The following is a 26,912-nucleotide window of genomic DNA, read 5'->3' on the forward strand; positions in this document are numbered from 1 at the left end:
GGGCTTGCTCGCGAAAGCGGTACATCAGTCGACATCAGCTTTGACTGACACACCGCTTTCGCGAGCAAGCCCGCTCCCACAGTAGTTTTGCGTGATCTGAAGAGTGGATTACAACCCCACCACATCCTCAGCCTGCAACCCCTTCTGCCCTTCCACCACCGCATATTCAACCTGCTGGCCTTCGGTCAGCGAACGGTGGCCTTCACCGCGAATCGCGCGGTAATGCACGAACACATCCACCCCGTCCTCGCGCTGAATGAAGCCGTAGCCCTTGGCGTCGTTGAACCACTTCACGTTGCCGGTTTCGCGTGTTGCCATTTGTTCATACTCCCTTTTTATTATTGGTCGGGCTTTTCGCAGGAAAGCCTCGGGAACGTCAGCCTGCGCATACCGGTCCCATGAGGGCAACGGCGACAGAGCGCCGAGTATATGACAGACGTTAAAACTCTCAACAGGAGTTTACTTCCACGCTTTTTTGCCGATTTTCGACGAATCCGGCACACTATCGACCGCCCGAGCAAACGCTTGGTTTTTTCCACTCACGCAGAAGCCGTATGACCCGCTCCCCGTTCCGCCGTCTTGTGTTTGGCACCCTGCGCCGACTGTTGTACCTCTGGGTTCGCTCCGAGACGATCAACCAGTCGTCGTTCACCCTTGACCTCGACCGCAGTCGTCCGGTGTTCTACGTCCTGCAAAACCCTTCGCTGACCGACCTTGCCGTGGTCGACACCGAATGCAGCAAGGCCGGTCTGCCGCGTCCGGTGCTGCCGGTTTCGGTGGGCAATCTGCTGGAACCTGCCGCGTTCTTCTACCTGACGCCGGACCCGGACTGGCTCGGCCGCCAGGACAAGCGCGGAGCGCCGCCGACACTGACCCGCCTGGTCAGCGCCCTGAGCCAGAACGCCGCCGAAGATGCGCAGATCATTCCGGTCAGCGTGTTCTGGGGGCAGTCGCCGGACAGCGAAAACAGCCCATGGAAGCTCCTGTTCGCCGACAGCTGGGCCGTTACCGGGCGTCTGCGTCGGTTACTGAGCGTCATCGTCCTGGGACGCAAGACCCGCGTGCAGTTCTCCGCGCCGATCCACCTGCGCGAACTGATCGAGCACGACAAGGGTCACGAGCGCACCGTACGCATGGCCCAGCGCATCCTGCGGGTTCACTTTCGCAACCTGAAGGCTGCGGTGATCGGCCCGGACATTTCCCACCGCCGCAACCTGGTCAAAGGCCTGCTGAACCAGCCACAGGTCAAACAAGCGATCCTCGACGAAGCCGAGCGCGAGAACATCTCGCCAGAGAAAGCCAAAGCTCAAGCGTTACGCTACGGCAACGAAATCGCCTCGGACTACACCTACACTGCGATCCGTTTTATGGAAGTGGTGCTGAGCTGGTTCTGGAACAAGATCTACGACGGCATCAAGGTCAACCACATCGAAGGCGTGCAGAAGGTCGCCCAGGGTCACGAAGTGATCTACGTGCCGTGCCATCGCAGCCACATCGACTATCTTCTGCTGTCCTATCTATTGTTCCGCAACGGCCTGACCCCGCCGCACATTGCCGCGGGCATCAACCTGAACATGCCGGTGATCGGCGGCCTGCTGCGTCGCGGCGGTGCGTTCTTCATGCGCCGCACGTTCAAGGGCAACCCGCTGTACACCTCGGTGTTCAACGAATACCTGCACACCCTGTTCACCAAGGGCTTCCCGGTGGAGTATTTCGTCGAGGGTGGCCGCTCGCGCACCGGGCGCATGCTGCAACCAAAAACCGGAATGCTGGCGATCACCCTGCGCAGCTTCCTGCGTTCGTCGCGCATGCCCATCGTCTTCGTGCCGGTGTACATCGGCTATGAGCGTGTGCTGGAAGGCCGGACCTACCTCGGCGAACTGCGCGGTGCGGCCAAGAAAAAAGAGTCGATCTTCGATATTTTCAAAGTCATTGGCGCACTCAAGCAGCGCTTCGGCCAGGTGGCGGTGAACTTCGGTGAGCCGATCAAACTGGCGGAATTCCTCGACAGCGAACAGCCGGACTGGCGCAAACAGGAACTCGGCCCGCAGTTCAGACCGGCCTGGCTCAACGAAACCACCAACCGCCTCGGCGAGAAAGTCGCACAGCATCTCAACGAAGCGGCGGCGATCAACCCGGTCAACCTGGTGGCGCTGGCGCTGCTGTCGACCACCCGACTGGCGCTGGATGACCGGGCCATGGCGCGTGTGCTGGATCTGTACCTGGCGCTGCTACGCAAGGTCCCCTATTCGCCACACACCACCTTGCCGGAAGGCGATGGCCGGGCGTTGATCGAGCATGTGAAGGACATGGACCTGCTGTCCGAGCAAAGCGATGCCCTGGGCAAGATTCTCTATCTGGACGAACAAAACGCCGTCCTGATGACCTACTACCGCAACAACGTACTGCACATCTTCGCGCTGCCGGCGTTGCTGGCGAGCTTCTTCCAGAGCGCCTCGCGCATGAGTCGCGAACAGATCCTGCGCTATACCCGCGCGTTGTATCCCTACCTGCAAGCGGAGCTGTTCATTCGCTGGTCACTGGACGAACTGGATGCGGTGATCGATCAATGGCTGGAGGCGTTCGTCGAGCAAGGCCTGCTGCGCTTCGAGAACGACGTGTACTTGCGCCCGGCGCCAAGCTCGCGGCATTTCGTGCTGCTGACCTTGCTGTCGAAAAGCATCGCCCAGACCTTGCAGCGCTTCTACATGACCGTATCCCTGCTGCTCAACAGCGGCCAGAACAGCATCAGCGCCGAAGAACTGGAAGACCTGTGCACGGTCATGGCCCAACGCCTGTCGATCCTGCATGGCCTGAACGCCCCGGAATTCTTCGACAAGAGCCTGTTTCGCCACTTCATCCAGACCATGCTCGACCTTGAGGTGCTCAAGCGCGATGAAGCGGGCAAGCTGAGTTATCACGAACTGCTCGGTGAACTGGCTGAAGGCGCGGCCAAGCGGGTGTTGCCGGCGGAGATTCGCTTGTCGATCCGGCAGGTGGCGTTGCATCGCAGTGAAGATGCAGCCGACCTTGTCGAGCGGGTATGACCCATTAATATGTCAGAAGCAAGGACGCTTGCTGACACTTCCCGTCATCAATTCGCTTTCATCTAGCGAACGCCTCCTACATAACGCTCGAATACCCGGGAGATATGCTCAGCGCTCGTCATTTCCGACGAGTCCATTGATAAGGAAATCATCATGCCCCAACATACAATCAATACCTTCCTGCACTTTCCTCCAGACTTTGAACTACCGGAGGCCTGCGAAATAAGCATTCGAGTACAAGACATTACCAACAGGGATGCGCCCAGACTTCACAGCCGGTGGGGGAGCAACCAACTTCCATCGACGCGTCCGCTCAGCTTCCCGGTTATGGTCGATTCTGAGTTGAACAAAATCGGAAGCCGCTTCTCCATCAATGTAAAAATCTCCCATCAAGGGACCGCACTGCTCCTGGATCTGGAGCAGAATTTCTGGTGGGCGGGAGGCGATCACGATACGGACATTCACTTGAGCCCTGTGGGCTACATCGCTGTGGAAAAGTCCTGGATGCCCCGAATTGGTTACCCTGCTGACTCAAAGCTGTTTGTTAAATTGATTGAAATGACTACCGATGACCAGGCTGAGATCACTATTAGTGAGGGTGTAGGCCTGACCGCGCAAATCACCCCCATCTACGTGAAATATGACCCGTCCATGATCAAGCCAGGCCAACTTTACGCACTGACCGGCTCATTCGAGAGCCATGGTCAGCACCGACTGTCGCTGGGTCTTAAACCGGCGAAATTGATACTAATGCCTGAAATTGTTCAGCCCCCGGTTTTCGGTGGCTGAATTCAACGTACAGATCGACGCTTAGCGAAAACGCCGCTTACGTCATCCCACAGGCGCCAGTACTCTACTGGCGCTTTCTACACGGAAATACTTTTGAAAAAATTGACTCTGCTCGCCTCGCTTGCCTTGCTGACAGCCTGCCAAACGCCTTCGCCCGCGCCTGAAATATCACTCGATGGTGAAGTTTTTTACTTGCAACGCATTGCGCTGCCACCCACTGCCACGCTGAGTGTCAGCTTGCAGGATGTATCGGTGGCCGACGCGCCAGCCTTGGTCCTTGACGAACAGAAGGGCCAGATCACAGGACAGGTGCCTCTGCCATTCCATCTGAGTTACGATCCCGCCCAGGTCAAGCCGGGTCATCGCTACTCGGTGAGCGCGCGCATCGAAGTTGACGGCAAGTTGCTGTTCATCACCACCGAACACCACGCCGTACAGCTTGATGGCAGTGATCCACAGCCACTGAAAATCCGCGTCGACGCCGTTCGCTAATTCATTTTTTAACAGGGAAGCTGCCATGTTCCGCCCTAACCTTCGCTTTGCCGGCCTGTGCGCAGGCCTGATGATTTCCGCGAGCGCACTCGCACTGTCTTCAGCGACCTGTCGCAGAAAGACGCCACCGGCGATCTCAAGGACGCCCTGACCCAGGGTGCGCAACTGGCCGTAAAACAACTCGGCACCCCGGGCGGCTTCAGCAACAACCCGGACGTGAAAATCGAACTGCCGGGCAAACTGGGCAAAGTCGCGAGCAAGATGAAACAGTTCGGCATGGGTGATCAGGTCGATGAGCTGGAAGCCAGCATGAACAAGGCGGCGGAAACCGCAGTCACCCAAGCCCAGCCAATCCTCGTCGATGCCGTGAAGAAAATGACCGTGGAAGACGCCAGGGGTATCCTTAGCGGCGGCAACGATTCGGCCACCCAATACCTGAACAAGACCAGTCGCGAACAGATCTGCGCCAAATTCCTGCCCATCGTCAAGCAAGCCACCGACAAGGTTGGCCTGGCCCAGCAGTACAACTCGTTCGCCGGACAAGCGGCGACCATGGGCGTAGTGGATGCGAAAAACGCCAACGTCGAAAACTACGTCACCGAGCAAGCGTTGAATGGCTTGTTCGAGATGATCGGCAAACAGGAAGAAACCATCCGCCAGAACCCGGCGGCTGCGACCAGTTTGGCGAAGAAGATATTTGGGACGTTGTAATTTTTAACTGACGGCAACGCCAGAGCCCCCCCTGAACCTGTGAAGGCCAGCGGCTTTTTTTTGCGTTACATCGCAGTGAAGATGCGGCGGAGTTGGTAACGCCACTATGCCCCTCGAGTATTTGGCAGAAGTAAGAAAGTTCCTCCCAGATCAAACCCACTCTTCGTCCCGGATTGCAGGAATTACCCTACATAAAAATTTTGGTATCGACTCTATGGTTAGCACTCGTCAATACCGACGATTCTTTGAAAAGGAAGTCAATATGAATAGCGAAAAAGAAATTACCGGCAACGTGATTTATCTCGAAAAAGTTGGCCTTCTGCCTGGCTCGACCCTCCATGTCAGCTTAGTGGATGTCACTCAGCCAAATGCTCTAAAAACACTGGCTACAGAGATCTATTCCAATGTGAATCAAAATGGCATGGACTACACATTGAGTTGCGAGCTTGCAAAACTGCAGTACGGGCACACCTACTCCATCAGTGCAAGCATCCTCTATGAAGACCAAGTGGTCTTCACCTCCACGGAACATGCCCCGCTGGATTTGAGCGCGGAGTTTTTGTGGGTCAAAGATGTGGTGGTGAGCATCGTTAGTGTTTCGCCAGGCGCATAACCGGCAGTTTTGCTGAAATTGTCGTTGGCGCCTCCAGGTGCCAACGACACCACGTGTCCAACACGGCCTGAGTTGGACACGCCGGTCATTGGACAATTGATGCGGCGAAAACAGCAATAGCACCTGAAACCTGACATTTTCCTTATAATTGACGGAAAGCATGGCTATTTCCGTTTTATTCACACTACAAACCAATTGCCCAAGAAGATACCGACATCTTCTTGAGTCCCGTGGACTGCATTGCAGTCGAAAAAAACTGGATGCCCGGAATTGGTTAACCCGCCAATTCAAAGTTGTCTGTGACGCTGGCTGAAAAGACTATCGACGAAAACGGCCTGGCAACACCCAACATCCGGACTTGAAGTATCGCTGGATGGTAAAGTTTTTATCTGCAAACTGGCGAATGTCGGCGCCGATCTTTTTTAAACGCCAATGACAAGGATCCGCCTCATGAAAAAACTCTCCCTACTCGGACTTGCTGTCTTGCTAAGCGCCTGTCAATCCATGCAATCTGCTCCGAAGGCCAGCCTCGACGGCGAAGTCTTTTACTTGCAACGCAGCGCCCTGCCCCCCACCGCCATCCTGAGCGTGAGCTTGCAGGACGTGTCCCTGGCCGACGCGCCGGCAGTGGTCATCGACGAACAGAAGTCTCAGGTCAAAGGCCAGGTGCCCCTGCCATTCCATCTGAGTTACGATCCGGCCAGGTCAAACCGGGTCATCGCTACTCCGTCAGCGCGCGCATTGAAGTTGACGGCAAGTTGCTGTTCATCACCACTGAACATCATGCCGTGCAACTCGATGGCAAAGACCCGCAGCTCCTGAAAATCCGCGTCGACGCAGTCCGCTAAATTCATTCTTCGAACAAGGAAGCTCTCATGCTCCGCCCTACCCTTCGCTTTGCCGGCCTGTGCGCAGGCCTGATGATTTCCGCGAGCGCACTCGCGCTGTCCCTCAGCGACCTGTCGCAAAAAGACGCCACCGGCGGTCTCAAGGACGCCCTGACCCAAGGCGCGCAACTGGCCGTAAAACAACTTGGCACCCCAGGCGGGTTCAGCAACAACCCTGACGTAAAAATCGAACTGCCGGGCAAACTGGGCAAGGTCGCCAGCAAAATGAAGCAGTTCGGCATGGGTGATCAGGTCGATGAACTGGAAGCCAGCATGAACAAAGCGGCGGAAACCGCCGTGACCCAGGCCCAGCCGATCCTGGTCGATGCCGTTAAGAAAATGACCGTGGAAGATGCCAAGGGCATCCTCAGCGGCGGCAATGACTCGGCCACCCAATACCTGAACAAGACCAGCCGCGAACAGATCCGCGCCAGGTTCCTGCCCATCGTCAAGCAAGCCACCGACAAGGTTGGCCTGGCCCAGCAGTACAACTCCTTCGCCGGGCAAGCGGCGACCATGGGCGTAGTGGATGCGAAAAACGCCAACGTCGAAAACTACGTCACCGAGCAGGCGCTGAATGGCTTGTTCGAGATGATCGGCAAACAGGAAGAAACCATCCGCCAGAACCCGGCGGCTGCAGCGACCAGTTTGGCGAAGAAAGTGTTTGGCACGCTCTGAGCCGCTACACAAAACCTGTGGGAGCAGTCTTGCTCCCACAAAGGTTCAGGCCGCTGATACGGGTCTTAGAAAGAACACCCACTCGCGCCCCATCTTGCGTTTCTCGAACAACTTCAACGCGACCAGCCCATTTAGCGTGGCTGATGCCGTGTTGTAAGAGCAACCGAGATTTTCCTTCACATTGACCGCCGTGAACTCCTTGGCCATTCCGCTCCTGGCTACCTGAAACAATGCCCGCTGTTTCTCGGTGAGCTGGTCGAGAAAACCACTTTCACGCAACCAGCAATCAAATTGCTCAGCATCGTCCAGACTTTTCCGATAAGTCCCGGTAAAACTGCCCACAGCCCGCAACACCACCGAACACTGGAAATCGATGAAGTACGTCAGATCCAGCTCATCCGCTTCGGTATTCAAATACGACCGCCCGTACTTCAACGGCGCATTGCGCAACAAAACACTGATGGCGATGTAGCGAAACGCCGAGTAGTCATTTTTGAACATGAACCAGTAAAACAACGCACGCGCTACCCGACCGTTGCCGTCGCGAAAAGGATGCTCGTAACCCAAGACAAAATGCAGCGCGATGGCTTTGATCAATGGATGAAGGTAGTCCGCTTGATGAGGGTTGTTGTGGGGTTGATTGATCCACTTCGCCAGCCCCTGCAAACGTGACACGAGCCCTGTTGCAGGTGGTGGCGAATGCACGGTGTTGCCCTCGCCATCCTGGACTACGACGTCATCGTTGGTCCTGAATGCTCCAGGCGAGTACTGCGAATCGTCGATACCCTCGACGCCAACTCGATGCATGGCCGCAATCAGCTCAACGCTCAGTGGCTCGTAACGCTGCTCCCAGGCGAAGTTCATCATCTTGAAGTTACCGATGACCATTCGTTCATCCGGTGTGCGCGGCGAACGATGGCGCTTGAGCATGTCCTTGGCCACCCGCGTCGTGGTGGCCGCACCTTCAAGCTGGCTGCTGCTGATGGCCTCGTCTTCGATCAGATCATTGAGCAAATAGCTGAAATGAGCGCGCTCGCCAATCTGGCCGGTCATGTATTCCAGCACTGCGGTTGTCGCCTGACGATCCACTACGGAAATGGCTTTTTGCGCCTGCGGCGTCAGCATGAACTTCAGCCAGCAGGCCGGTTCACCCAAAGGCAAAAGGCTCGAATACTGTGCAGTCCGCGCTTTCTTGACCAAGGCCCAGCACAGGTTCGAATCCAGCCCGGGCGCCCAGCGGTAGCGCAATGAATCGAACGGCAGGTAACGCCCCTGATCGTCCAGGGGCTTGAGCAAGGCGAGGTACTCCGAAAGGCGTTCCTTGTGGGGCGATCGCAACAGCCGATCAAACACCGGATCGGACCGGCCTCTCAATGTGGGTGGATTTTTCATGGCGCTGTCTCAAACATGCGTGAAACTTGGCTCTGAGTACAACACCTGAGCTTTTTAGCCTCAATATCAGACGGGGCCGAGATCAATGTAGGAACAATGAAGGCCCGCTGGTTGGTACAGGTTCAGCGGGCTTTTTCCTTTGACTATTGCTGCGGATCCAGCTGATCGAGGACGCGATTCACTGATAGCTGCGCCAGGACGATCATCTGCTGAATGCCGAGTGCCAGATTGCAGGTGGGGCCGGTCAGGATGGACGACAGTTCGGTCGCCATCACGTTGGCTGAGGCGAGGGTTTCGTAGGCGTGGACCAGCAGGGTTTCGGAATCGACGTCTGGGCGGATGGTGAAAATTGGGCAGGGGCGACTTGAAGCGCCGATATGTTCTGCGGTTTCTGAAGCCGGGGGGTTTGGGCTGGGTTTGATCATTGTGAAGCTCCTAACGAAAGTTGGAGCAGCCAGCATCACTTGCAGATGATGGGTGGCAGCTGTGTGCAGGTCTGCAAGACCGAGTCGTTAGGCAACCTCGGCAGATCCGAAGATCTCCCGCACACAGCCACCATAAATCGGTGGTCGCTAAAAAAGCGCCACGATTATAGGTGCGCCAGTGGGCGCCTAACAAACTATTGGCGGGCTTGCAGTCCCGGTCGCTGAATTGACAGCGACGAGCAAAGGCTAGAGATCGGGCTTCCGACGAGCAAGCTGAAAGTCTTGTGGGAATGGTCTGAATGAATGGCTTGGGCGATAAACAGCGTTGACTGTAAGTCCGTCATCGCGAACAGGCTGGCTCCTACAGTTGGGCTGGGTGACATCTGCAAGGAATGGGTTGGCTGGTAGGCCGCCTTCGCGAGCAAGCCCGCTCCCACAATTGGGCTGGGTACATCTGTGAGGAATTGGTTGGCTGGCGGGCCGTCTTCGCGAGCAAGCCCGCTCCCACAGTTGGGCTGGGTACATCTGTGAGGAATAGGTTGGCTGGCAGGCCGCCTTCGCGAGCAAGCCCGCTCCCACAGTTGGGCCGGGTACATCTGTGAGGAATTGGTTGGCTGGCGGGCCGTCTTCGCGAGCAAGCCCGCTCCCACAATTGGGCTGGGTACATCTGTGAGGAATTGGTTGGCTGGCGGGCCGTCATCGCGAGCAAGCTCGCTCCTACAGTTGGGCTGGGGACATCTTCAAGGAATTGGTTGGCTGGCAGGCCGCCTTCGCGAGCAAGCCCGCTCCCACAATTTGGTCTGCGCACGGACCAGACAACTAGGCCGGCCGGTAGGCCGCCTCGGTTGCTTTTGATCTGCCCGCCCCCTCGGGAGGCTGAGTGGAGGTGTTCATCCGGGGATTGGCGCGCAGCGCCGTTCGACGCAGTCGAACTCATTGCATGTAGGTCGAAGCGAAGCCGACCGGAGGGCAATGCCCCCGGATGAATACCGGAGCGAAGGAACCCCGAGCCTAAGCGAGGGGCCGTACGTAAGGGGCGAGACCTTTTGGTTCCTTTTGGGGCGTTTGCCAAAAGGGACTCGCCGTAAGGGCGAAACCGCCAGTGGCCGTTACCGAAGAAATGGATATGTACCCGGTCAAACGGACTCCTTCCTGACCCGAAACCAGGCCGCATACAACGCCGGCAAAAACAGCAGCGTCAACGCCGTAGCAACAATCAACCCCCCCATGATCGCCACCGCCATCGGCCCGAAAAACACACTGCGCGACAGAGGAATCATCGCCAACACCGCCGCCAGCGCCGTCAGCACGATCGGCCGGAACCGCCGCACCGTCGCCTCGATGATCGCCTGCCAAGGCTTGAGCCCCGCCGCAATATCCTGCTCGATCTGATCCACCAGAATCACCGAGTTACGCATGATCATCCCGGACAAGGCGATAGTCCCCAACATGGCCACGAAACCAAAGGGCTGGCGGAACACCAACAGAAACAGCGTCACCCCGATCAACCCCAGCGGCGCCGTCAGGAACACCATCGCCGTGCGCGAAAAACTTCGCAGCTGCAGCATCAGCAAGGTCAACACCACCACGATGAACAACGGCACACCGGCCTTCACCGAGTTCTGTCCGCGCGCCGAGTCTTCCACCGTGCCGCCGACATCCAACAAGTACCCGTCGGGCAGTTCAGCGCGAATCGGATCGAGGGTCGGCATGATCTGCTGCACCAGCGTCGCCGGTTGCTCCTTGCCATAGATGTCGGCGCGAACCGTCACGTTGGGCAGGCGGTTGCGGTGCCAGATGATGCCCTCCTCGAAGCCGTATTCCAGGGTCGCGATCTGCGACAGCGCGACGCTGCGACCGTTATCGGTCGGCACCGCCAGGCTCGGCAGCAATGACAACTCGGTGCGCTCATGCACGGTGCCGCGCAACAGGATCTCGATCAACTCGTTGTCTTCACGGTACTGGCTGACACTGGAACCGGTCAGGGAGCTTTGCAGGAACCTCGACAGGTTGGCCGTGCTCACGCCCAGCGCCCGCGCACGGTCCTGATCGATGTTCAGGTACACCACCTTGCTCGGTTCTTCCCAATCCAGGTGGACGTTGACCACATGCGGGTTCTCGCGAACCTTGGCCGCGACCTTGCGCGCCAGCGCCCGCACCTCCTCGATGTGCTCCCCGGTCACGCGGAACTGCACCGGATAGCCAACCGGCGGACCGTTTTCCAGGCGCGTGACCCGCGAACGCAGAGCGGGAAATTGCTCGTTAAGGGTTGAGATCAACCAGGTGCGCAGGGCTTCCCGTTCTTCGATGGTTTTTGCCAGGACGACAAACTGGGCGAAGCTCGCAGCCGGCAGTTGCTGATCCAGCGGCAGGTAGAATCGTGGCGAACCGGTGCCGACGTAGGCCACGTAATTGTCGATCCCGGCCTTGTCCTTGAGCAGCGCTTCAAGGCGTTTGACCTCGTCGGCGGTATTGCTCAGCGAAGCGCCTTCGGCCAGTTTCAGATCGACCATCAACTCCAGGCGCCCCGATGCCGGGAAGAACTGCTGCGGCACAAACTTGAACAGCACGATGGAAGCGATGAACAACAGCACGGTCGCCAGGATCACGGTTTTGCGCCAGCGCACGCACCATTCCACCAGACGCCGGACGCGCTGATAAAACGGCGTGGCATAGGGATCGGGCTGGCCGGCACCGTGTTTGGCGGCATGAATCTTCGCCAGGTCCGGCAGGAGTTTTTCCCCGAGGTACGGCACGAAGACCACCGCGGCCACCCACGACGCCAACAGCGCGATGGTGACCACCTCGAAGATCGAGCGGGTGTATTCGCCAGTGCCCGATTGCGCCGTGGCAATCGGCAGGAAGCCGGCCGCGGTGATCAGCGTACCGGTGAGCATCGGGAACGCGGTACTGGTCCAGGCATAACTCGCCGCTTTGACCCGGTCGAAGCCCTGCTCCATTTTGATCGCCATCATTTCCACGGCAATGATCGCGTCGTCCACCAGCAAACCCAGGGCCAGTACCAGCGCGCCGAGGGAGATCTTGTGCAGGCCGATGCCCAGGTAATACATGCACGCGAACGTCATCGCCAGCACCAGCGGAATCGCCAGCGCCACCACCATGCCAGTGCGCACGCCAAGGGAGAAGAAGCTCACCAGCAACACAATGGCCAGCGCCTCGACCAACACTTGCACGAACTCACCAACACCGGTTTTCACCGCCGCCGGTTGGTCGGAGACTTTGCGCAACTCCATGCCGGCCGGGAGGTTTTTCTGTATGCGGGCGAACTCGATTTCCAGCGCCTTGCCCAGTACCAGGATGTCACCGCCGTTCTTCATTGCCACCGCCAGGCCGATGGCGTCTTGCGCCATGAAGCGCATGCGCGGCGCCGGTGGATCGTTGAAACCACGGCGCACGTCAGCCACGTCGGAGATGCGGAAGGTGCGATCACCGACCCGGATCGGGAAGTTCTTGATCTCGTCGACCGTTTGAAAATTCCCCGTCACCCGTAGCTGCAAGCGCTCGCTGCTGGTTTCGAAGAAACCTGCCGTCGACACCGCGTTCTGTTCTTCAAGGGCTTGCTGGACGACCGCCAGCGGCAAGCCGAGGGTGGCGAGCTTGACGTTGGAGAGTTCGATCCAGATTTTCTCGTCCTGCAACCCCAGCAGCTCGACCTTGCCCACATCCTTGACCCGTTGCAGCTGGATCTGGATGCGGTCGGCGTAATCCTTGAGCACGGCGTAGTCGAAGCCCTCGCCGCTCAGGGCGTAAATATTGCCGAAAGTGGTGCCGAATTCATCGTTGAAAAACGGTCCCTGAATCCCCGGCGGCAGGGTATGACGGATGTCGTTGATCTTCTTGCGCACCTGATACCAGAGCTCCGGGATCTCCACCGAGTGCATGGAGTCGCGCGCAATGAAGGTCACCTGGGATTCGCCGGGGCGGGAGAACGACACGATGCGTTCGTATTCGCCGGTTTCCATCAGTTTCTTTTCGATGCGTTCGGTGACCTGGCGCGAGACTTCCTCGGCGGTCGCCCCCGGCCAGTTGGTGCGAATCACCATGGCCTTGAAGGTGAACGGCGGGTCCTCACTCTGGCCGAGCTTGGTGTAGGAAAGTGCGCCGACGATGGCCAGCAACAGCATCAGGAACAGGACGATCTGGCGATTACGCAGCGCCCATTCGGAAACGTTGAAGCGCATCGGGGCTTACTCCTTGTCCGCCAGATTGACCACGCGATTGGAGCGATCCACCGGGCGCACCTGCTGCCCTTCGAGAAGCACATGAACACCGGCGGCCACCACCCAGTCGCTGGCGCTGAGCCCTTCAAGCACCGGTACGGTTTTCTCGCCGAAGGCACCGACCCGCACCGGGGTCCTTTGCAAGGTGTTATTGGCGCGGACGACCCAGACATAGGTCACGCCGTTTTCCGCCGTCAGCGCAGACAGCGGAACGGACAGTGGAACCACGTCGGCGGCCTGCACGAACACTCGGGCGCTCTGGCCCAGTTCGACAGGCACAGTGCCGGTCTTGAAGGCGATACGCGCCGCGAAGGTACGCGACTTGGGATCGGCTGACGGCGACAATTCACGGATGCGCCCGGCGAGACGCTGGTCGGGCTGGGTCCAGAGTTCCACCGACACCGGTTCACCGACCTTGAAGCGGCCGAAGTTCTGCTCCGGCAGGCTGATCAAGACCTCACGCTCGCCATCGGTTGCCAGTGTGAACACCGTTTGCCCGGCTGCCACGACTTGCCCGACTTCCACCAGGCGCTTGGCCACGACGCCGTCCTGCGGCGCACGCAACACGGCGTAGCTGGCCTGGTTATTGGAAACGTTGAATTCGGCTTTGATTTGCTTGAGGCGCGCTTCACCGGAACGGTAGAGGTTTTCGGCGTTGTCGTATTGCGAACGACTGACCAGTTGGCGCTCCATCAGGGTCTTGTAGCGATCACGCTCGGATCGCACCAGGTTCAGATTGGCTTCGGCGGCTGCGACCTGGGCGCGAGTGGCCTCCAGTTGCAGGCGCACGTCCTGGGGATCGAGCTCCGCCAAGGGTTGATCGGCCTTGACCCGCTGCCCCTCCTCGACCAGTCGTCGGCTGACTTTGCCGCCGATGCGGAACGCCAGATCCGGTTCATACCGCGCGCGAACTTCACCGGGATAGCTTTCCATGGCCTGCGCCGAAGGCTCTGGCTGGACCACCATGGCCGGACGCACGCTGACTTGCGGCGCTTCTTCATGACCACACGCAGACAATAAAAAAGCCAGGGTGACTGGCAACGCGAGGGACAAGGCATAGCGGAACATGGTGAAGGACCTTTCGCTAATGGTGCTTTGAATAATTATACTGAGCAGTATGTTATTAATAGCAAACTCACCAGTCCAGTAATAAAAACGAATATGCCAAACAATCTTTCAGCACCCAATGGCCCAGGCAGACCCAAGGACCTGGTCAAGCGCCAGGCAATTCTCGATGCAGCGAAAGTGCTGTTTCTGAGTAAGGGTTATGCCAATACCAGCATGGATGCCGTCGCGGCCGAGGCCGGCGTGTCGAAGCTGACGGTCTATAGCCACTTCAACGACAAGGAGACGCTGTTCTCCTCCGCCGTGATGGCCAAGTGCGAGGAACAGTTGCCACCGCTGTTCTTCGAACTGCCGGAAGGCGTGGCCGTGGAAACCGTGCTGCTGAACATCGCGCGCGGTTTTCATCAACTGATCAACAGTGATGAATCAGTGAACCTGCACCGGCTGATGATGACCCTGGGCAGCCAGGACCCGAAACTCGCGCAAATTTTCTTTGAGGCCGGCCCAGAGCGCATGCTGCATGGCATGGAGCGCCTGCTGAGCAAGATCGATGAAAGTGGTGTGCTGCGCATCGACAAGCCGCACAACGCGGCCGAGCACTTCTTCTGCCTGCTCAAGGGCGCCGGGAATTTCCGTTTGCTGTATGGCTGCGGCGAGCCACCGGTTGGCGAAGAGGCGGAGAGCCATGTGCGGGAGGTGGTGGGGTTGTTTATGCGGGCTTATCGGCCTGATTGAGGCAGATGAACTTGCAGCGTTTATACTGACGCTTTCGCGAGCAAGCCCGCTCCCACAGGTGACCTGGTTCCGTCAGACAGTACGCGGTCGAATGTGGGAGCGGGCTTGCTCGCGAAAGCAGGCGCTGCGGTCTTAAGGCTTGAGCGCCTTCTTCGGATAGATGTCATACCGACTGGACTTGCCATCCAGCGCATGACTCGGCTTCGGCCCTTCAATGCAAGGCGCCTTGCGCGGGCGCTTGACCACCACCCTGTGGCTGGCCAGGGCCAGCGCGGCTTCGAGCAATGCCGGCGCATCCGGATCATCGCCCACCAGCGGCCGGAACAGGCGCATTTCCTTCTTCACCAGCGCGGTTTTCTCGCGGTGCGGGAACATCGGGTCGAGGTAGATCACCTGGGGCGGTTCGCCCTCCCAGTTGCGCATGACCTCGATCGAATTGCCCTTGAGCAAGCGCATGCGCGCCACGATCGGGGCCACGTCGAAATCTTCCGCGCCACGGGCCAGGCCGTCTTCCAGCAAGGCACCGATCAGCGGCTGACGCTCGATCAGGCTCATCTCGCAACCGAGGCTGGCCAGCACGAACGCATCCTTGCCCAGCCCCGCCGTGGCATCCAGCACCCGTGGGCGCACGCCTTGGGCGACGCCAACAGCCTTGGCGATCATCTGCCCGCTGCCGCCGCCGTACAGTCGGCGATGGGCCGCACCACCCTCGACGAAGTCCACCCGCACCGGCCCCGGCGCATCCGGCCCCAGCTGTTGCAGCTGCAAGCCCATGTCACCCACCTGCAAGGCAAATTCGCCGTCCGCTACTTGCATTGGCAAGCCCAGGCGCTCGGCCCATTGCTCGGCTTGTGGCTCGAAAGCCGCGTCGAGGGCCTGAACATGGATGCGGCAGGCCGCAGGTTGATCAATCATCGGAAAACACGCTCAAAAAATTAATGATCGGCAAAAACTGCCGATAACAAAACTATCGAGCATTTTGCCAGAGCTGAGCGTCTACCGAGAGAAATGTCAGACATTCAACCCACAATCACAGGTTTTATCTCGCCCTACGGCGACTACAACCTGCGAAACACCCAGGCACTGAGCGGCGTCAGCCACATCTGGCAGGATTTCTTTGCCCGAGCGCTGGCCGAACAGTCGGGTGAAGTGCTACCTGAGTCTCTGAATTTTCCACCGGTCGATCTCGAAAGCCCAGTCGAACCCACGGTCGGCAGCGACCTGCTGGCCCACATCGTGTCCCAGCGTGAATGCGACGTGAAGGACAACATAATCCGCCCGCCCGAGCCGCTGTTCCTGCCGATTGCCGAATTCGAAATGGACCTGGCGGACAAGCCGTTCCCACCGTTCCCGGCGGACGAAATCGTCGCCCAGCAAAAACAGCAGGACTTCGAAAGCGGCTGGGTTCGCCCGATCGTATTGAACGCCGGTCAACCGCTGCCAGAAGCTGGCCCTGCCCTGCAACCGCGTCCGCTGCACCTGCCCATCGCCGAGTTCGAACTCGAGCTGCTCGACAAGCCGTTCCCGCCGTTCTCGCCAGAAGAACGGGTGGAGCAGCAGAAACAACTCGATTTCGACAATGGCTGGGCGCGCCCGATCATCCTGCAGAACCTGCGCATCGCCGCCTGATCCTCAGCCGCGCCCTCTTCCCTCAACCTTTGAAAAACTGATTCGCCTTCTGATACGGCATCGACCGGGACGTGAAACCGAACGTGCCTGAGGTCTGGATTTCTTCGGCGGCGCGGAAGAATTCGCCATAGGCCGCCAAGGCCAGCGCCGAACCGACGCTGATACGTTTGACGCCCATTTCACCCAACTGCGCGACCGTCAGCTTCAAGCCGCCCGACATCAACACATTCACCGGTTTTGGTGCCACGGCGCGCACCACCGCCAGCACATCCTCGGCACTGCGCAAGCCCGGTGCGTAGAGCACATCGGCACCGGCCTCGGCGAATGCCTGCAAACGGCGGATGGTGTCGGCCAGATCGGGATTGCCGTGCAGAAAGTTTTCCGCCCGGGCAGTCAACGTAAAGTGGAACGGCAGACTGCGAGCGGCAGCCACAGCAGCTTCGATGCGCGCCACGGCGTGTTCAAAACAGTAGATCGGGCCTTCTTCGCGGCCGGTGGCATCTTCGATCGAACCGCCGACCGCTCCGACCTCTGCCGCGCGCAAGATACTTTTGGCGCAATCAGCCGGGTTGTCGGCAAAACCGTTTTCCAGGTCGACGGCAACCGGCAGGTCGGTGGCGGCGACAATCGCCTGAACGTTCATCAGGGTATCGTCGAGGGTCAATCCGCCATCGGCACGCCCCTGGGAAAAGGCATAACCGGCACTGGTAGTCGCCAGCGCCTCGAAGCCGAGGCTGGCAAGCATTTTTGCCGAACCGGCATCCCACGGATTGGGAATCACAAATGCCCCGAGGCGTTCGTGAAGGGCTTTGAACGCCTGGGCTCGAAGGGTTTGCGCATCCATTGGGCAGGCTCCTGAAGAGGGGAAAGAATCCGCCTCAGAGCAGGCCAAGTTGCTCGGCGACGGGTTCTCTGTATAGCTCAGGCAGCGCTGGCAAGCCAGGCAAACGCAGCATCAGCCGGGCGTGAAAACGCTGCGCCAGTTTCGCGGCCAGCAGGTTGTCGGCCGTGTGCAGGAAGATGTACGGCGTACGACCTTCTTCGATCCATAACGCGATTTTCTCGACCCATGGTTCCAGGAACGTATCGTTGGCCTCAAGCGTCGGATGGCCGATAAAACGCACCTGCGGAAATTGCGTGAATGCCGCCGGCCGCGGTGGCACACGGGGTTTCTTCGACTGGGCGTGGAGCACCGAAGGCTCGGTCGAGGTGCAACTGAACAGCGCACGGGGATCGAGACAGATGCGTTCGACACCGCGATCCAGCAACAGCCGGTTGAGCATTCGTTCGCTGTCACCCTTGGCGAAAAACTCGTCATGCCGCACTTCAACGGCCAGTGGTCGCTGCAGGGCATCGATAAACCCGGCCAGCTCAGGCAAACGTTGGGGCGTGAAGCTTTTCGACAACTGCAACCACAACGGCGACACCCGTTCACCCAGAGGGCCGAGCAATTGCAGAAAGGTTTCGGCGGCGGTCAGTTGCTCGCGCAGATCGCCACCGTGGCTGATCTCACCGGGAAACTTGGCAGTGAAACGAAAATGTTCGGGCATGGTTTCGGCCCAACGCTGCACGGTGCTGGCAGCCGGGCTCGCGTAGAAGGTCGTGTTGCCTTCCACGGCATTGAAAACCTGGCAATAGAGATCAAGAAAGTCGGCGGATTTGGCGTCCGGCGGATACAGGTAGTCGCGCCAGGCGTTTTCGCTCCAGGATGGGCAACCGAGGTAATACGGCAGCACCATCAGATGTACAGGTCGAGACCCAGCACATCCGCTTCCCAATCGACGAAACCGGCGGTGCTCAGGTAGCTGGCCAGGGCTGTCGCTACGCTTTTGCTCATGGCACGGTGGTAAATCATGTCTTGCTGACGGGCGGGAAGATTGCTCAGTTTTTGCGCAGAGGCTTTAGCGGCGCGGGCAGCCAATTGCTCTTCAGTCGGGAATTCCAGCTCGCCTTCGATATCAATGGCGTCGTCTTCCACCACGCGGCCTTTGCGGGGTTTGCGCTTGATGGGGTAGGACTGAGAGGAAACGCCGTCTATACGCATAAGTGCATACTCGGAATCAGTGATGGCAGTTTAGTGGCGCAAAATCCACTTCGCAAACCGCCGAGTGATAACTAGAACACATAAAAGGCAAAAGGTTTAAAAGCTGGGGTTAGAAAATGACGATTGGCAGAACTGGTGCAGAACACTAACCCTGTGGGAGCGGGCTTGCTCGCGAAGACGGTGTGCCAGGCAACAGAAATGTTGAATGTTATACCGCCTTCGCGAGCAAGCCCGCTCCCACAGGTACTGCGTGAATCAACGCGCCTTGGGCGTCGCCACTTTATCGCGCAGATACACCGGCTGCGCCTCATCGGCCACGATCGCCTCGCCGCGCGCCCAGGCAAATCGCGCCAGTGTCAGCAAGTCTTGCGCGTGGGGCAACATGCCCGCGTCCTGCCCGCTCAGGCTGACGGCGATACGCTCGCCATAGCCCCAACCGGTGCCTGCGCCGAACCATTCGCCGCCGACATCGGCCGGCAATGCAGCGGACTCCGGCGGCAGTACCGCTTCCGCCCCCACCAGGCGCATCTCCCCGGCCGTTTCGCGGTAGCAACCCCAATACACTTCATCCATACGCGCATCGATGGCGGCGGCGACCTGAGTGGCGCCGTGTTCGCGCAGCGCACGTTGCGCCAGCACGGCCAGGTTCGACACCGGCAGCACCGGGCGATCCAGGGCAAACGCCAGGCCTTGCACCACGCCGATGGCGATGCGCACACCGGTGAAGGCGCCCGGGCCACGGCCGAAGGCAATGGCATCGACCGCTTGCAGCGTGGTGCCCGCATCGGCCAGCAATTGCTTGATCATCGGCAACAGCTTCTGCGCGTGCAGGCGCGGGATCACCTCGTAATGGCTCGTGACCTTGCCGTCATGCAGCAAGGCAACGGAGCAAGCTTCAGTCGCGGTGTCCAGGGCCAGCAAGGTGCTCATCGATGTATCCACAAGAGAGATCAGAAAAAAGTGCGTCAGTATAAACAACTACGGCCCGCAAGCGGGCCGTGGATGATGCAGCGGGTCAGACTTTTCAGCTCAGGGCTGCAAGCACCTTGGCGGTGATCGCTTCAACCGAGCCAACGCCTTCGATGTGGCTGTACTTCGGCTTGCCATTGGCAGCCGACAGCTTCTGGTAGAAGTCCACCAGCGGCTTGGTCTGGGAGTGGTAGACCGACAGGCGATGACGCACGGTTTCTTCGGTGTCGTCCTTGCGCTGTACCAGCTCTTCACCGGTGACGTCGTCAATACCAGCCACTTTCGGCGGGTTGTAGACGATGTGGTACACGCGGCCGCTGGCCTCGTGAACACGGCGACCGGCGATACGCTGGACGATTTCTTCGTCTTCAACGGCGATTTCAACCACGGCATCGAGCTCGACGCCTGCAGTCACCAGGGCTTCAGCCTGGGGAATGGTGCGCGGGAAGCCATCGAACAGGAAACCGTTGGCGCAGTCGGACTGGGCGATGCGGTCCTTGACCAGTGCGATGATCAGGTCATCGGACACCAGGCCACCGGCATCCATGATGCTCTTGGCCTTGATGCCCAGCTCGGTGCCGGCCTTGACCGCTGCACGCAACATGTCGCCGGTGGAGATTTGTGGAATGCCGAATTTTTCGGTGATGAACTGTGCCTGAGTACCTTTACCGGCCCCGGGAGCTCCCAGCAGAATGACGCGCATCGATGTGCTCCTCAATTTTTTATATGGATAACGTCAGATTCGCCTCGTGGGGCCAATCTCAAAAATAGGGTCGTGACCGCCCAAACGGTCAAAGGCTGATCAAGATACACAGCAGGCTGCGCCCACACAAGACGCCAAAAGTCGGAGAAACCGCTGCCTCCTGCGACCATTGCGCACAGTTTCCCAAGTCGCAACCCCGTCATTAACTGTCGCCTGGCAGCACTTTTGCACCCGTCAAACGGCGGCATCCGGCTCACCTGCCGGATGCCTGACCCCATGGCAAAGACCTTAGCCGGTGTTGCGCAAACCGGCGGCAATCCCCGCCACAGACACCAGCAAGGCCTGTTCTACCGGGCTGCCCTGCGCCACGTCCTGCACTCTTGAACGGGCCAGCAACTCGGCCTGCAATAGATGAAGCGGGTCGAGGTAGGTGTTGCGCAAGCGGATGAACTCAAGGGTCGCTGGGCTATGTGCCAGTAGCTGCGACTGCCCGGTCAGGCCGAGAACGATGGTGCACGCCTGCGACAATAGGTCGCGTAAGTGCGCACCCAATGGCAACAGATTCGGCTCTACCAGACGCTCATCGTAGGACTGTGCAATGTCGGCATCGGCCTTGGCCAGGACCATTTCCAGCATGTCGATGCGGGTGCGGAAGAACGGCCACTGCTCGCGCATTTGCCCCAGCAGTTCGCCTTCGCCACGCTCCAGCGCCTTGCTCAGGGCCGCTTCCCAACCCAGCCAGGCCGGCAGCATCAGGCGCGTCTGGGTCCAGCCGAAAATCCATGGGATCGCCCGCAGGCTTTCGATCCCCCCGGCCCGGCGCTTGGCCGGACGACTGCCCAGCGGCAAACGGCCGAGCTCCTGCTCCGGCGTGGACTGGCGGAAATACTCCACGAACTGCGGGTTTTCCCGCACCACGGCACGGTAGGCGCTGACACCATCCGCAGCCAGTTCGTCCATCAAATGGCGCCACTCGGGCGTAGGTGGCGGCGGAGGCAGCAAGGTCGCCTCAAGCACGGCGGCCAGATACAGATTGAGGTTTTGCTCGGCGATGTCCGGCAGGCCGAATTTGAATCGAATCATTTCGCCCTGCTCGGTGGTGCGGAAACGCCCCGCCACCGAACCCGGCGGCTGCGACAGGATCGCCGCGTGGGCCGGGCCGCCGCCACGCCCCACCGTGCCGCCGCGACCGTGGAACAACAGCAGCTCGACTTGTTGCTCGCGGCAGATATCCACCAGTCGCTCCTGCGCCCGGTACTGCGCCCAGGCCGCCGCGGTGGTGCCGGCGTCCTTGGCCGAGTCGGAGTAGCCGATCATCACTTCCTGCGGCCCTTGCAGGCGCGCGCGATAGCCCGGCAACAGCAGCAGCTTCTCGATCACCGGCCCCGCGTTGTCGAGGTCGGCCAGGGTTTCGAACAGCGGCACCACACGCATCGGCCGCAACACGCCGGACTCTTTGAGCAGCAACTGCACGGCGAGTACATCAGAAGCCGCACCGGCCATGGAGATCACATAGGAACCGAGGGATGCAGGCGGCGCAGCGGCGATTTCCCGGCAGGTCGCCAGCACCTCGGCGGTGTCGGCGCAAGGTTTGAAGTAGTTCGGCAACAAGGGCCGACGATTGCTCAATTCGCGCATCAGGAAGGCGATGCGCTCTTCTTCGCTCCAGTCTTCGTAGCGGCCGAGGCCAAGATAGTCGGTGATTTCAGTCATTGCGGCGGTGTGCCGCGACGAGTCCTGGCGTACATCCAGACGAACCAGGAACAGACCGAATGTCACTGCCCGACGCAGGCAATCGAGCAACGGCCCATCGGCGATCACGCCCATGCCGCACTCGTGCAGGGAGCGGTAGCAAAGCTCCAGTGGATCAAGCAGTTCGCGGTTGTCCTGCAGCACATCGATCGGTGCCGGCGCGGACGTCGACAAGGCGGCATGTGCCCAGTTACGCGTTGCCCGCAGGCGTTCGCGCAGGTGTTTGAGCACTGCCCGGTACGGCTCGGCGCTGTCTCCCGCCCTGGCCTTCAACTCATCGCTGGCCTGCTGCATCGACAGCTCAGCGGCCAGGCGATCGACATCGCGCAGGTACAAATCGGCCGCCATCCAGCGCGCCAACAATAAAACCTCTCGGGTCACCGCCGCCGTCACGTTCGGGTTGCCGTCGCGGTCGCCGCCCATCCACGAGGCAAAGCGAATCGGTGCTGCCTCCAGTGGCAGGCGCAGGCCGGTGGCGGCGTACAGGGCCTGATCGGCCTTGCGCAGATAATTGGGAATGGCTTGCCAAAGCGAATGCTCGATCACCGCGAAACCCCACTTGGCTTCGTCCACCGGCGTCGGGCGCGTGCGGCGGATCTCCTCGGTGTGCCAGGCTTCGGCGATCAGGCGTTGCAAGGTGGTCTTGATCTGCTCGCGCTCGGTACTGGTCAGATCACGGTGATCCTGAGCCGCCAGTTGCGCGGCGATGGCGTCGTACTTCTGGATCAGTGTGCGGCGTGCAACTTCGGTAGGGTGCGCAGTGAGTACCAGCTCGATCTCCAGCCGACCCAGTTGCCGGGCCAACGCGTCGGCGCCATGCCCTTCGGCGCGCAGGCGCGCGAGCAACTCCGGCAGCACCCGGGCTTCGAACGGCGCCTCCCGGGATTCCTCGCGACGGTGAATCAACTGATATTGCTCGGCGATGTTGGCCAGGTTGAGGAACTGGTTGAACGCCCGCGCCACCGGCAGCAACTCGTCTTCGGTCAACTGGTTGAGGCTGGCGCTGAGCTCGGCGTCCATGGAGCCGCGCCGGTCAGCCTTGGCGCCTTTGCGGATCTGCTCGATCTTGTCGAGAAAACCGTCGCCATATTGTTCACGAATGGTGTTGCCCAACAGCTCACCCAACAGGTGAACGTCCTCGCGCAAGCGTGCATCAATATCGGTCATCAGCAGGTCTCCAGCAAAAAATCCGGACGGCTAAGAAACAAGAGAGTGCCGCCCCAGACAGGTTCTTACAAGCAAGACGACGAAGGGCCTTTAAACCTTGCCTGTTGAAGCTAGTCTGAAGATTAACCGTACAACGGCTATCGCCGGCCAATGCCGCACACTCACCCTGCCTGCCACGAGCGGGAGCGCAATGAGGTCAATATGAAAATCCGCGAGCTTGCCCACCACTGGGAAGAAAACGCCAAGGGTCGCCTGACCGACACCGGCTACTCGATTCATCTGGACGTGGAGTCTGCCGCACGCCTGGCCGCGCTCGTCGAGATGTATCCCAAGCGGCATCCTGAAGAACTGCTCGGCGATCTGATCGGCGCCGCGCTGGAAGAGCTGGAAAGAAGCTTCCCGTACGTCAAGGGCACAACCGTGGTCGCCACCGATGAAGAAGGCGATCCACTGTATGAAGACATTGGGCCGACCCCGCGCTTTCTGGCGCTGTCCCGTCGGCATTTGCACGATTTGTCGGTGCCTGAGGACAAACAGAAACACTGATTTTCCACAGAACTTGTGGGAGCGGGCTTGCTCGCGAAAGCGGTTTAACATTCGACATCTACGTTGACTGATAGACCGCTTTCGCGAGCAAGCCCGCTCCCACATCAGCCCGTGTGCCAATTCAAAAAATTGCGCTTGTCCTGCCCTATAGGGCGCTGTCGACTCGATCCAGGTTTTTCGATAGCCGGCTAAATTCTCTGAACTTTCAAAAAAAGCCTCGGGTCAACCCAAGTAACCACGCCTGGGACGAGCGTTTCAAAATACCCCGCAATTGATGGTTTCAGCGCCCTGCCCAGGGTGGACTTCGACGTTTTTCAGGAACTGGCCCAATGGAGTTGAAGACCATGAAAACCCGAATCGGAAGTCCCTCATTCACCTGTTCGCGTAGCCTCAAACTGGCGGCGTTGGCTCTGGGCAGCAGCCTGGTCCTGGCCGGCTGCGCTGGTAACCCGCCGACCGAGCAGTACGCTGTCACCCAATCGGCCGTCAACGACGCCGTGAGCGCCGGCGGCACCGAGTTCGCCGCCGTGGAAATGAAGTCGGCCCAGGACAAGCTCAAGCAAGCCGAAATCGCCATGCACGACAAAAAATACGACCAGGCCCGGATGCTCGCCGAACAGGCCGAGTGGGACGCTCGCGTGGCCGAGCGCAAGGCCCAGGCGATGAAGGCCGAACAATCAGTGAAGGACGCGCAGAAAGGCGTTCAGGAATTGCGTCAGGAAAGCCAGCGCACCGTGCAGTAAGCGGCGCGGCACTACGCATTCCCACTCGACTAAAAGGACGAAATCATGAAATCCAGTCAATTGATGATCCCTGCCCTGCTGGCTGTCACCGTAACCCTGGCAGCCTGCTCCACACCACCGAACGCCAACCTCGAACAGGCCCGCACCAACTACACCGGCCTGCAATCCGATCCGCAAGCGTCCAAGATTGCGGCCCTGGAAACCAAGGAAGCCAGCGACTATCTGGACAAGGCCGATAAGGCCTACAGGGACAAGGAGGACGTGGCCACTGTCGACCAGCTTGCCTATTTGACCAACCAGCGCGTCGAAGTGGCCAAGCAGACCATCGCCCTGCGCACCGCCGAGGCCAGCCTGAAAGATGCCTCGGCGCAACGGGCTCAGGCGCGCCTTGACGCCCGTGATCAGCAGATCAAACAGTTGAAGGACAGCCTCAACGCCAGGCAGACCGATCGCGGGACGCTGGTGACCTTCGGTGATGTGCTGTTCGCCACCGACAAGGCCGAGCTGAAATCCAACGGCCTGGCGAACATCAACAAACTGGCGCAGTACCTACAGGAAAACCCCGAGCGCAAAGTGATTGTCGAGGGCTATACCGACAGCACCGGTACGGCGTCGCACAACCAGTCGCTGTCGGAACGTCGCGCGGGTTCCGTGCGTGCGGCACTGGTGAAGATGGGCGTTGATCCTGCGCGTATCGTCGCCCAGGGTTACGGCAAGGAATATCCGGTGGCGGATAACAGCAGCACTTCGGGCCGGGCGATGAACCGTCGGGTGGAGGTGACCATCTCCAATGACAATCAGCCGGTAATGCCGCGTTCGGCGGTGAGTTCATACACCCAGTAATCCACAACACAAACCAATGTGGGAGCGGGCTTGCTCGCGAAGGCGGTGTATCAGTCAACATTATTGTTGAAAGTTAAACCGCTTTCGCGAGCAAGCCCGCTCCCACATTGGATCTGTGTTGTTAGTTAGAACCGGTTTACGGCTCCAGCTTCTGCGGCGTCTCCTGCCCCATGCAGCGCACGGCTTTTTTCTTGCTGTCGACCAGCACGCCGGTCAGGCCTTTCTGTTCGGTGTCGAACAGCACCAGCACGCCATCGATGCACTGGGCCACTTGGGCCGCCGGCGCCAGGGAAACCTTGTAGTCCTCGCCCGGCACGGTCTTGAGCATGGTGAAGTCGCTGAGCAGCAACGCATCCTCGGGCTTGGCGAAGTGCAGGTAGCCGTACCACCACAGGGCACCGACGGTGCCGAGGATGCTGCAGATACCGGTGATGATCAGCGGGATGGCGTTACGTTCTTCACTCATTGCGGACTCTCTGGTGGTTCATCTTCTGAATTCGGGGGCGCCGGGTAGTTGGGGATTTCACCCAGGCGGCGCAGGCCGTTGAAATGTTGCGGGTCATCGAGATAACGCAGCATGACCTTGCGCCAGACCGGGTCGGCGAACGTCTGCACATGACCGCCACGGGTCAGTTGCAGCACCCGCGGCGGCGGCGCAGCTTGATACAGTCGGATGCCGTTGGAAAGAGGCACGATCGGATCGTCGATGCTGTGGTAGATCAGTTTCGGCACGTCCTTGAGTTGCGTCATGGAGTTGATCGCGCTGTCGCCGTCCGGCACCAGCCACGACAGCGGCACCTGGAACGTCCAGAACACCCATGAATTACTCAGCGCATACCGGCCGACACTGCGATAACTGGCGGGCACGCCGTCGAGGACAACAGCCTTGAGTTGTTTCTGCCGCTCGGGGTGTTGAACGAGGTAGTGGACAGCCATCGAACCGCCAAGGCTTTGGCCGAGCAGGATCAGCGGCTTGCCCTTGACCTCGGGGGCCTGGTCGAGCCATTTGAACGCCGCATCGATGTCCTGATAGATCGCCGGCAGGCTCGGTTTGCCTTCGGACAAGCCATAACCGCGATAGTCCACCAGCAGCACTTGATAGCCCTGTTCCGGCAACCACCAACTCCCGCCCAGATGCATTGGCAGATTGCCGCCGTTACCGTGCAGGTGCAGCACCGTGCCTTTGACCTCGACACCCGGCTTCACCGGCAGCCACCACGCGTTCAGCTTGAGACCATCGGCGGTGTTCAAGGTGACGGTGCGGTATTCGAGCCCGGCCTTTTCCGGCGTGAACAACTGGCCGGGTTCGGGATAAAACAGCAAGGAGCTGCAACCGCTCAGGGCCAGGAGAAGGCAGACGATGCCGAGGATTCTCATCCGTTGAAACCTCGCGAAAATGGGATTGGAATACGACCCAATGTGGGAGCGGGCTTGCTCGCGA

General features: G+C 59.5%; 24 protein-coding genes and 2 pseudogenes. 12 read left to right on the forward strand and 14 right to left on the reverse strand.

Annotation, left to right across the window (positions count from 1 at the left end):
- Positions 1-108 precede the first annotated feature (108 nt).
- A complete protein-coding gene (locus KGB29_RS10080) occupies positions 109-318 on the reverse strand; it encodes a cold shock domain-containing protein (protein ID WP_007954750.1) in 210 nt (69 codons plus the stop codon).
- Positions 319-554: 236 nt separating this feature from the next.
- On the opposite strand from KGB29_RS10080, the gene plsB reads away from it, so the two are divergent.
- From plsB to KGB29_RS10115, 7 genes and pseudogenes are all read left to right on the forward strand, one after another.
- Positions 555-3,047 (forward strand): glycerol-3-phosphate 1-O-acyltransferase PlsB, encoded by a 2,493-nt coding sequence (gene plsB, locus KGB29_RS10085; protein WP_150812893.1) that lies wholly within the window; start codon positions 555-557, stop codon positions 3,045-3,047.
- A gap of 153 nt (positions 3,048-3,200) precedes the next feature.
- Positions 3,201-3,836: a hypothetical protein gene (locus KGB29_RS10090; protein ID WP_150812892.1), complete on the forward strand. Its 636-nt coding sequence runs from the start codon at positions 3,201-3,203 to the stop codon at positions 3,834-3,836.
- Between the two features lie 93 nt (positions 3,837-3,929).
- Positions 3,930-4,328: a YbaY family lipoprotein gene (locus tag KGB29_RS10095; RefSeq protein WP_150812891.1), complete on the forward strand. Its 399-nt coding sequence runs from the start codon at positions 3,930-3,932 to the stop codon at positions 4,326-4,328.
- Positions 4,329-4,353: 25 nt separating this feature from the next.
- Positions 4,354-5,039: pseudogene (locus KGB29_RS10100) on the forward strand (DUF4197 domain-containing protein).
- 262 nt (positions 5,040-5,301) lie between these two features.
- On the forward strand, positions 5,302-5,652 hold the full coding sequence (locus tag KGB29_RS10105; protein ID WP_159389528.1) for a YbaY family lipoprotein: 351 nt from the start codon (positions 5,302-5,304) through the stop codon (positions 5,650-5,652).
- Positions 5,653-6,102: 450 nt separating this feature from the next.
- A pseudogene (locus KGB29_RS10110) lies at positions 6,103-6,500 on the forward strand (YbaY family lipoprotein).
- Between the two features lie 27 nt (positions 6,501-6,527).
- A complete protein-coding gene (locus KGB29_RS10115) occupies positions 6,528-7,217 on the forward strand; it encodes a DUF4197 domain-containing protein (protein ID WP_150812889.1) in 690 nt (229 codons plus the stop codon).
- Between the two features lie 45 nt (positions 7,218-7,262).
- Here KGB29_RS10115 and KGB29_RS10120 read toward each other — a convergent pair whose 3' ends face one another.
- The 4 genes from KGB29_RS10120 to KGB29_RS10135 form a co-directional block, all read right to left on the reverse strand.
- Positions 7,263-8,609: a Fic family protein gene (locus KGB29_RS10120; RefSeq protein ID WP_154861819.1), complete on the reverse strand. Its 1,347-nt coding sequence runs from the start codon at positions 8,607-8,609 to the stop codon at positions 7,263-7,265.
- Positions 8,610-8,752: 143 nt separating this feature from the next.
- Positions 8,753-9,034, reverse strand: a complete 282-nt coding sequence (locus KGB29_RS10125) for a DUF6124 family protein (RefSeq protein ID WP_154861820.1) — start codon at positions 9,032-9,034, stop codon at positions 8,753-8,755.
- Positions 9,035-10,170: 1,136 nt separating this feature from the next.
- Positions 10,171-13,236, reverse strand: coding sequence for an efflux RND transporter permease subunit (locus KGB29_RS10130; RefSeq protein ID WP_057716189.1), 3,066 nt, complete (start codon positions 13,234-13,236; stop codon positions 10,171-10,173).
- A gap of 6 nt (positions 13,237-13,242) precedes the next feature.
- Complete coding sequence (locus KGB29_RS10135) at positions 13,243-14,343, reverse strand: efflux RND transporter periplasmic adaptor subunit (protein WP_057716190.1); 1,101 nt, start codon at positions 14,341-14,343, stop codon at positions 13,243-13,245.
- Between the two features lie 93 nt (positions 14,344-14,436).
- Here KGB29_RS10135 and KGB29_RS10140 point away from each other — a divergent pair, with 93 nt between their 5' ends.
- A complete protein-coding gene (locus KGB29_RS10140; RefSeq protein WP_154861822.1) occupies positions 14,437-15,075 on the forward strand; it encodes a TetR/AcrR family transcriptional regulator in 639 nt (212 codons plus the stop codon).
- Between the two features lie 132 nt (positions 15,076-15,207).
- Here the strand turns inward: KGB29_RS10140 and KGB29_RS10145 are convergent, their stop codons facing one another.
- Positions 15,208-15,990: a class I SAM-dependent methyltransferase gene (locus tag KGB29_RS10145; protein WP_057716192.1), complete on the reverse strand. Its 783-nt coding sequence runs from the start codon at positions 15,988-15,990 to the stop codon at positions 15,208-15,210.
- 93 nt (positions 15,991-16,083) lie between these two features.
- Here KGB29_RS10145 and KGB29_RS10150 point away from each other — a divergent pair, with 93 nt between their 5' ends.
- Positions 16,084-16,704 (forward strand): energy transducer TonB, encoded by a 621-nt coding sequence (locus tag KGB29_RS10150; RefSeq protein ID WP_154861823.1) that lies wholly within the window; start codon positions 16,084-16,086, stop codon positions 16,702-16,704.
- Between the two features lie 22 nt (positions 16,705-16,726).
- Here KGB29_RS10150 and KGB29_RS10155 read toward each other — a convergent pair whose 3' ends face one another.
- The 6 genes from KGB29_RS10155 to ppc form a co-directional block, all read right to left on the reverse strand.
- Entirely contained in the window at positions 16,727-17,548 is an 822-nt protein-coding gene (locus KGB29_RS10155) for an isocitrate lyase/phosphoenolpyruvate mutase family protein (RefSeq protein ID WP_154947629.1), read from the reverse strand.
- 34 nt (positions 17,549-17,582) lie between these two features.
- Positions 17,583-18,443: a DUF72 domain-containing protein gene (locus KGB29_RS10160; protein WP_150812881.1), complete on the reverse strand. Its 861-nt coding sequence runs from the start codon at positions 18,441-18,443 to the stop codon at positions 17,583-17,585.
- Positions 18,443-18,748, reverse strand: coding sequence for a hypothetical protein (locus tag KGB29_RS10165; protein WP_057716196.1), 306 nt, complete (start codon positions 18,746-18,748; stop codon positions 18,443-18,445). Before KGB29_RS10165 ends, KGB29_RS10160 begins: the two co-directional genes overlap by 1 nt.
- Positions 18,749-19,003: 255 nt before the next feature.
- Positions 19,004-19,678, reverse strand: a complete 675-nt coding sequence (gene tsaB / locus KGB29_RS10170; RefSeq protein ID WP_150812880.1) for a tRNA (adenosine(37)-N6)-threonylcarbamoyltransferase complex dimerization subunit type 1 TsaB — start codon at positions 19,676-19,678, stop codon at positions 19,004-19,006.
- Positions 19,679-19,772: 94 nt separating this feature from the next.
- Positions 19,773-20,420 carry an adenylate kinase gene (gene adk / locus KGB29_RS10175; protein ID WP_057716198.1) on the reverse strand — a complete coding sequence of 216 codons (648 nt, stop codon included), beginning with the start codon at positions 20,418-20,420 and terminating at the stop codon, positions 19,773-19,775.
- A 288-nt stretch (positions 20,421-20,708) separates the two neighbouring features.
- Positions 20,709-23,339, reverse strand: a complete 2,631-nt coding sequence (gene ppc / locus KGB29_RS10180) for a phosphoenolpyruvate carboxylase (RefSeq protein WP_150812879.1) — start codon at positions 23,337-23,339, stop codon at positions 20,709-20,711.
- A 201-nt stretch (positions 23,340-23,540) separates the two neighbouring features.
- Here ppc and KGB29_RS10185 point away from each other — a divergent pair, with 201 nt between their 5' ends.
- The 3 genes from KGB29_RS10185 to KGB29_RS10195 all read left to right on the forward strand — a co-directional run bounded on the left by KGB29_RS10185 (position 23,541) and on the right by KGB29_RS10195 (position 25,471).
- A complete protein-coding gene (locus tag KGB29_RS10185) occupies positions 23,541-23,885 on the forward strand; it encodes a hypothetical protein (protein WP_056721034.1) in 345 nt (114 codons plus the stop codon).
- 329 nt (positions 23,886-24,214) lie between these two features.
- A complete protein-coding gene (locus tag KGB29_RS10190) occupies positions 24,215-24,628 on the forward strand; it encodes a DUF4398 domain-containing protein (RefSeq protein ID WP_057716200.1) in 414 nt (137 codons plus the stop codon).
- Positions 24,629-24,673: 45 nt separating this feature from the next.
- Complete coding sequence (locus KGB29_RS10195; protein ID WP_150812878.1) at positions 24,674-25,471, forward strand: OmpA family protein; 798 nt, start codon at positions 24,674-24,676, stop codon at positions 25,469-25,471.
- A 136-nt stretch (positions 25,472-25,607) separates the two neighbouring features.
- On the opposite strand, the gene KGB29_RS10200 is transcribed toward KGB29_RS10195, so the two are convergent.
- Together KGB29_RS10200 and KGB29_RS10205 are read right to left on the reverse strand one after the other, a co-directional pair.
- Complete coding sequence (locus KGB29_RS10200; protein ID WP_102669805.1) at positions 25,608-25,937, reverse strand: hypothetical protein; 330 nt, start codon at positions 25,935-25,937, stop codon at positions 25,608-25,610.
- Positions 25,934-26,848, reverse strand: coding sequence for an alpha/beta hydrolase (locus KGB29_RS10205; RefSeq protein ID WP_154861826.1), 915 nt, complete (start codon positions 26,846-26,848; stop codon positions 25,934-25,936). The genes KGB29_RS10200 and KGB29_RS10205 overlap by 4 nt, the downstream gene beginning before the upstream one ends.
- Positions 26,849-26,912 lie beyond the last annotated feature (64 nt).

This window comes from Pseudomonas sp. BF-B-30 (assembly GCF_019956305.1).
In the GTDB taxonomy this organism is placed as follows: domain Bacteria; phylum Pseudomonadota; class Gammaproteobacteria; order Pseudomonadales; family Pseudomonadaceae; genus Aquipseudomonas; species Aquipseudomonas jessenii.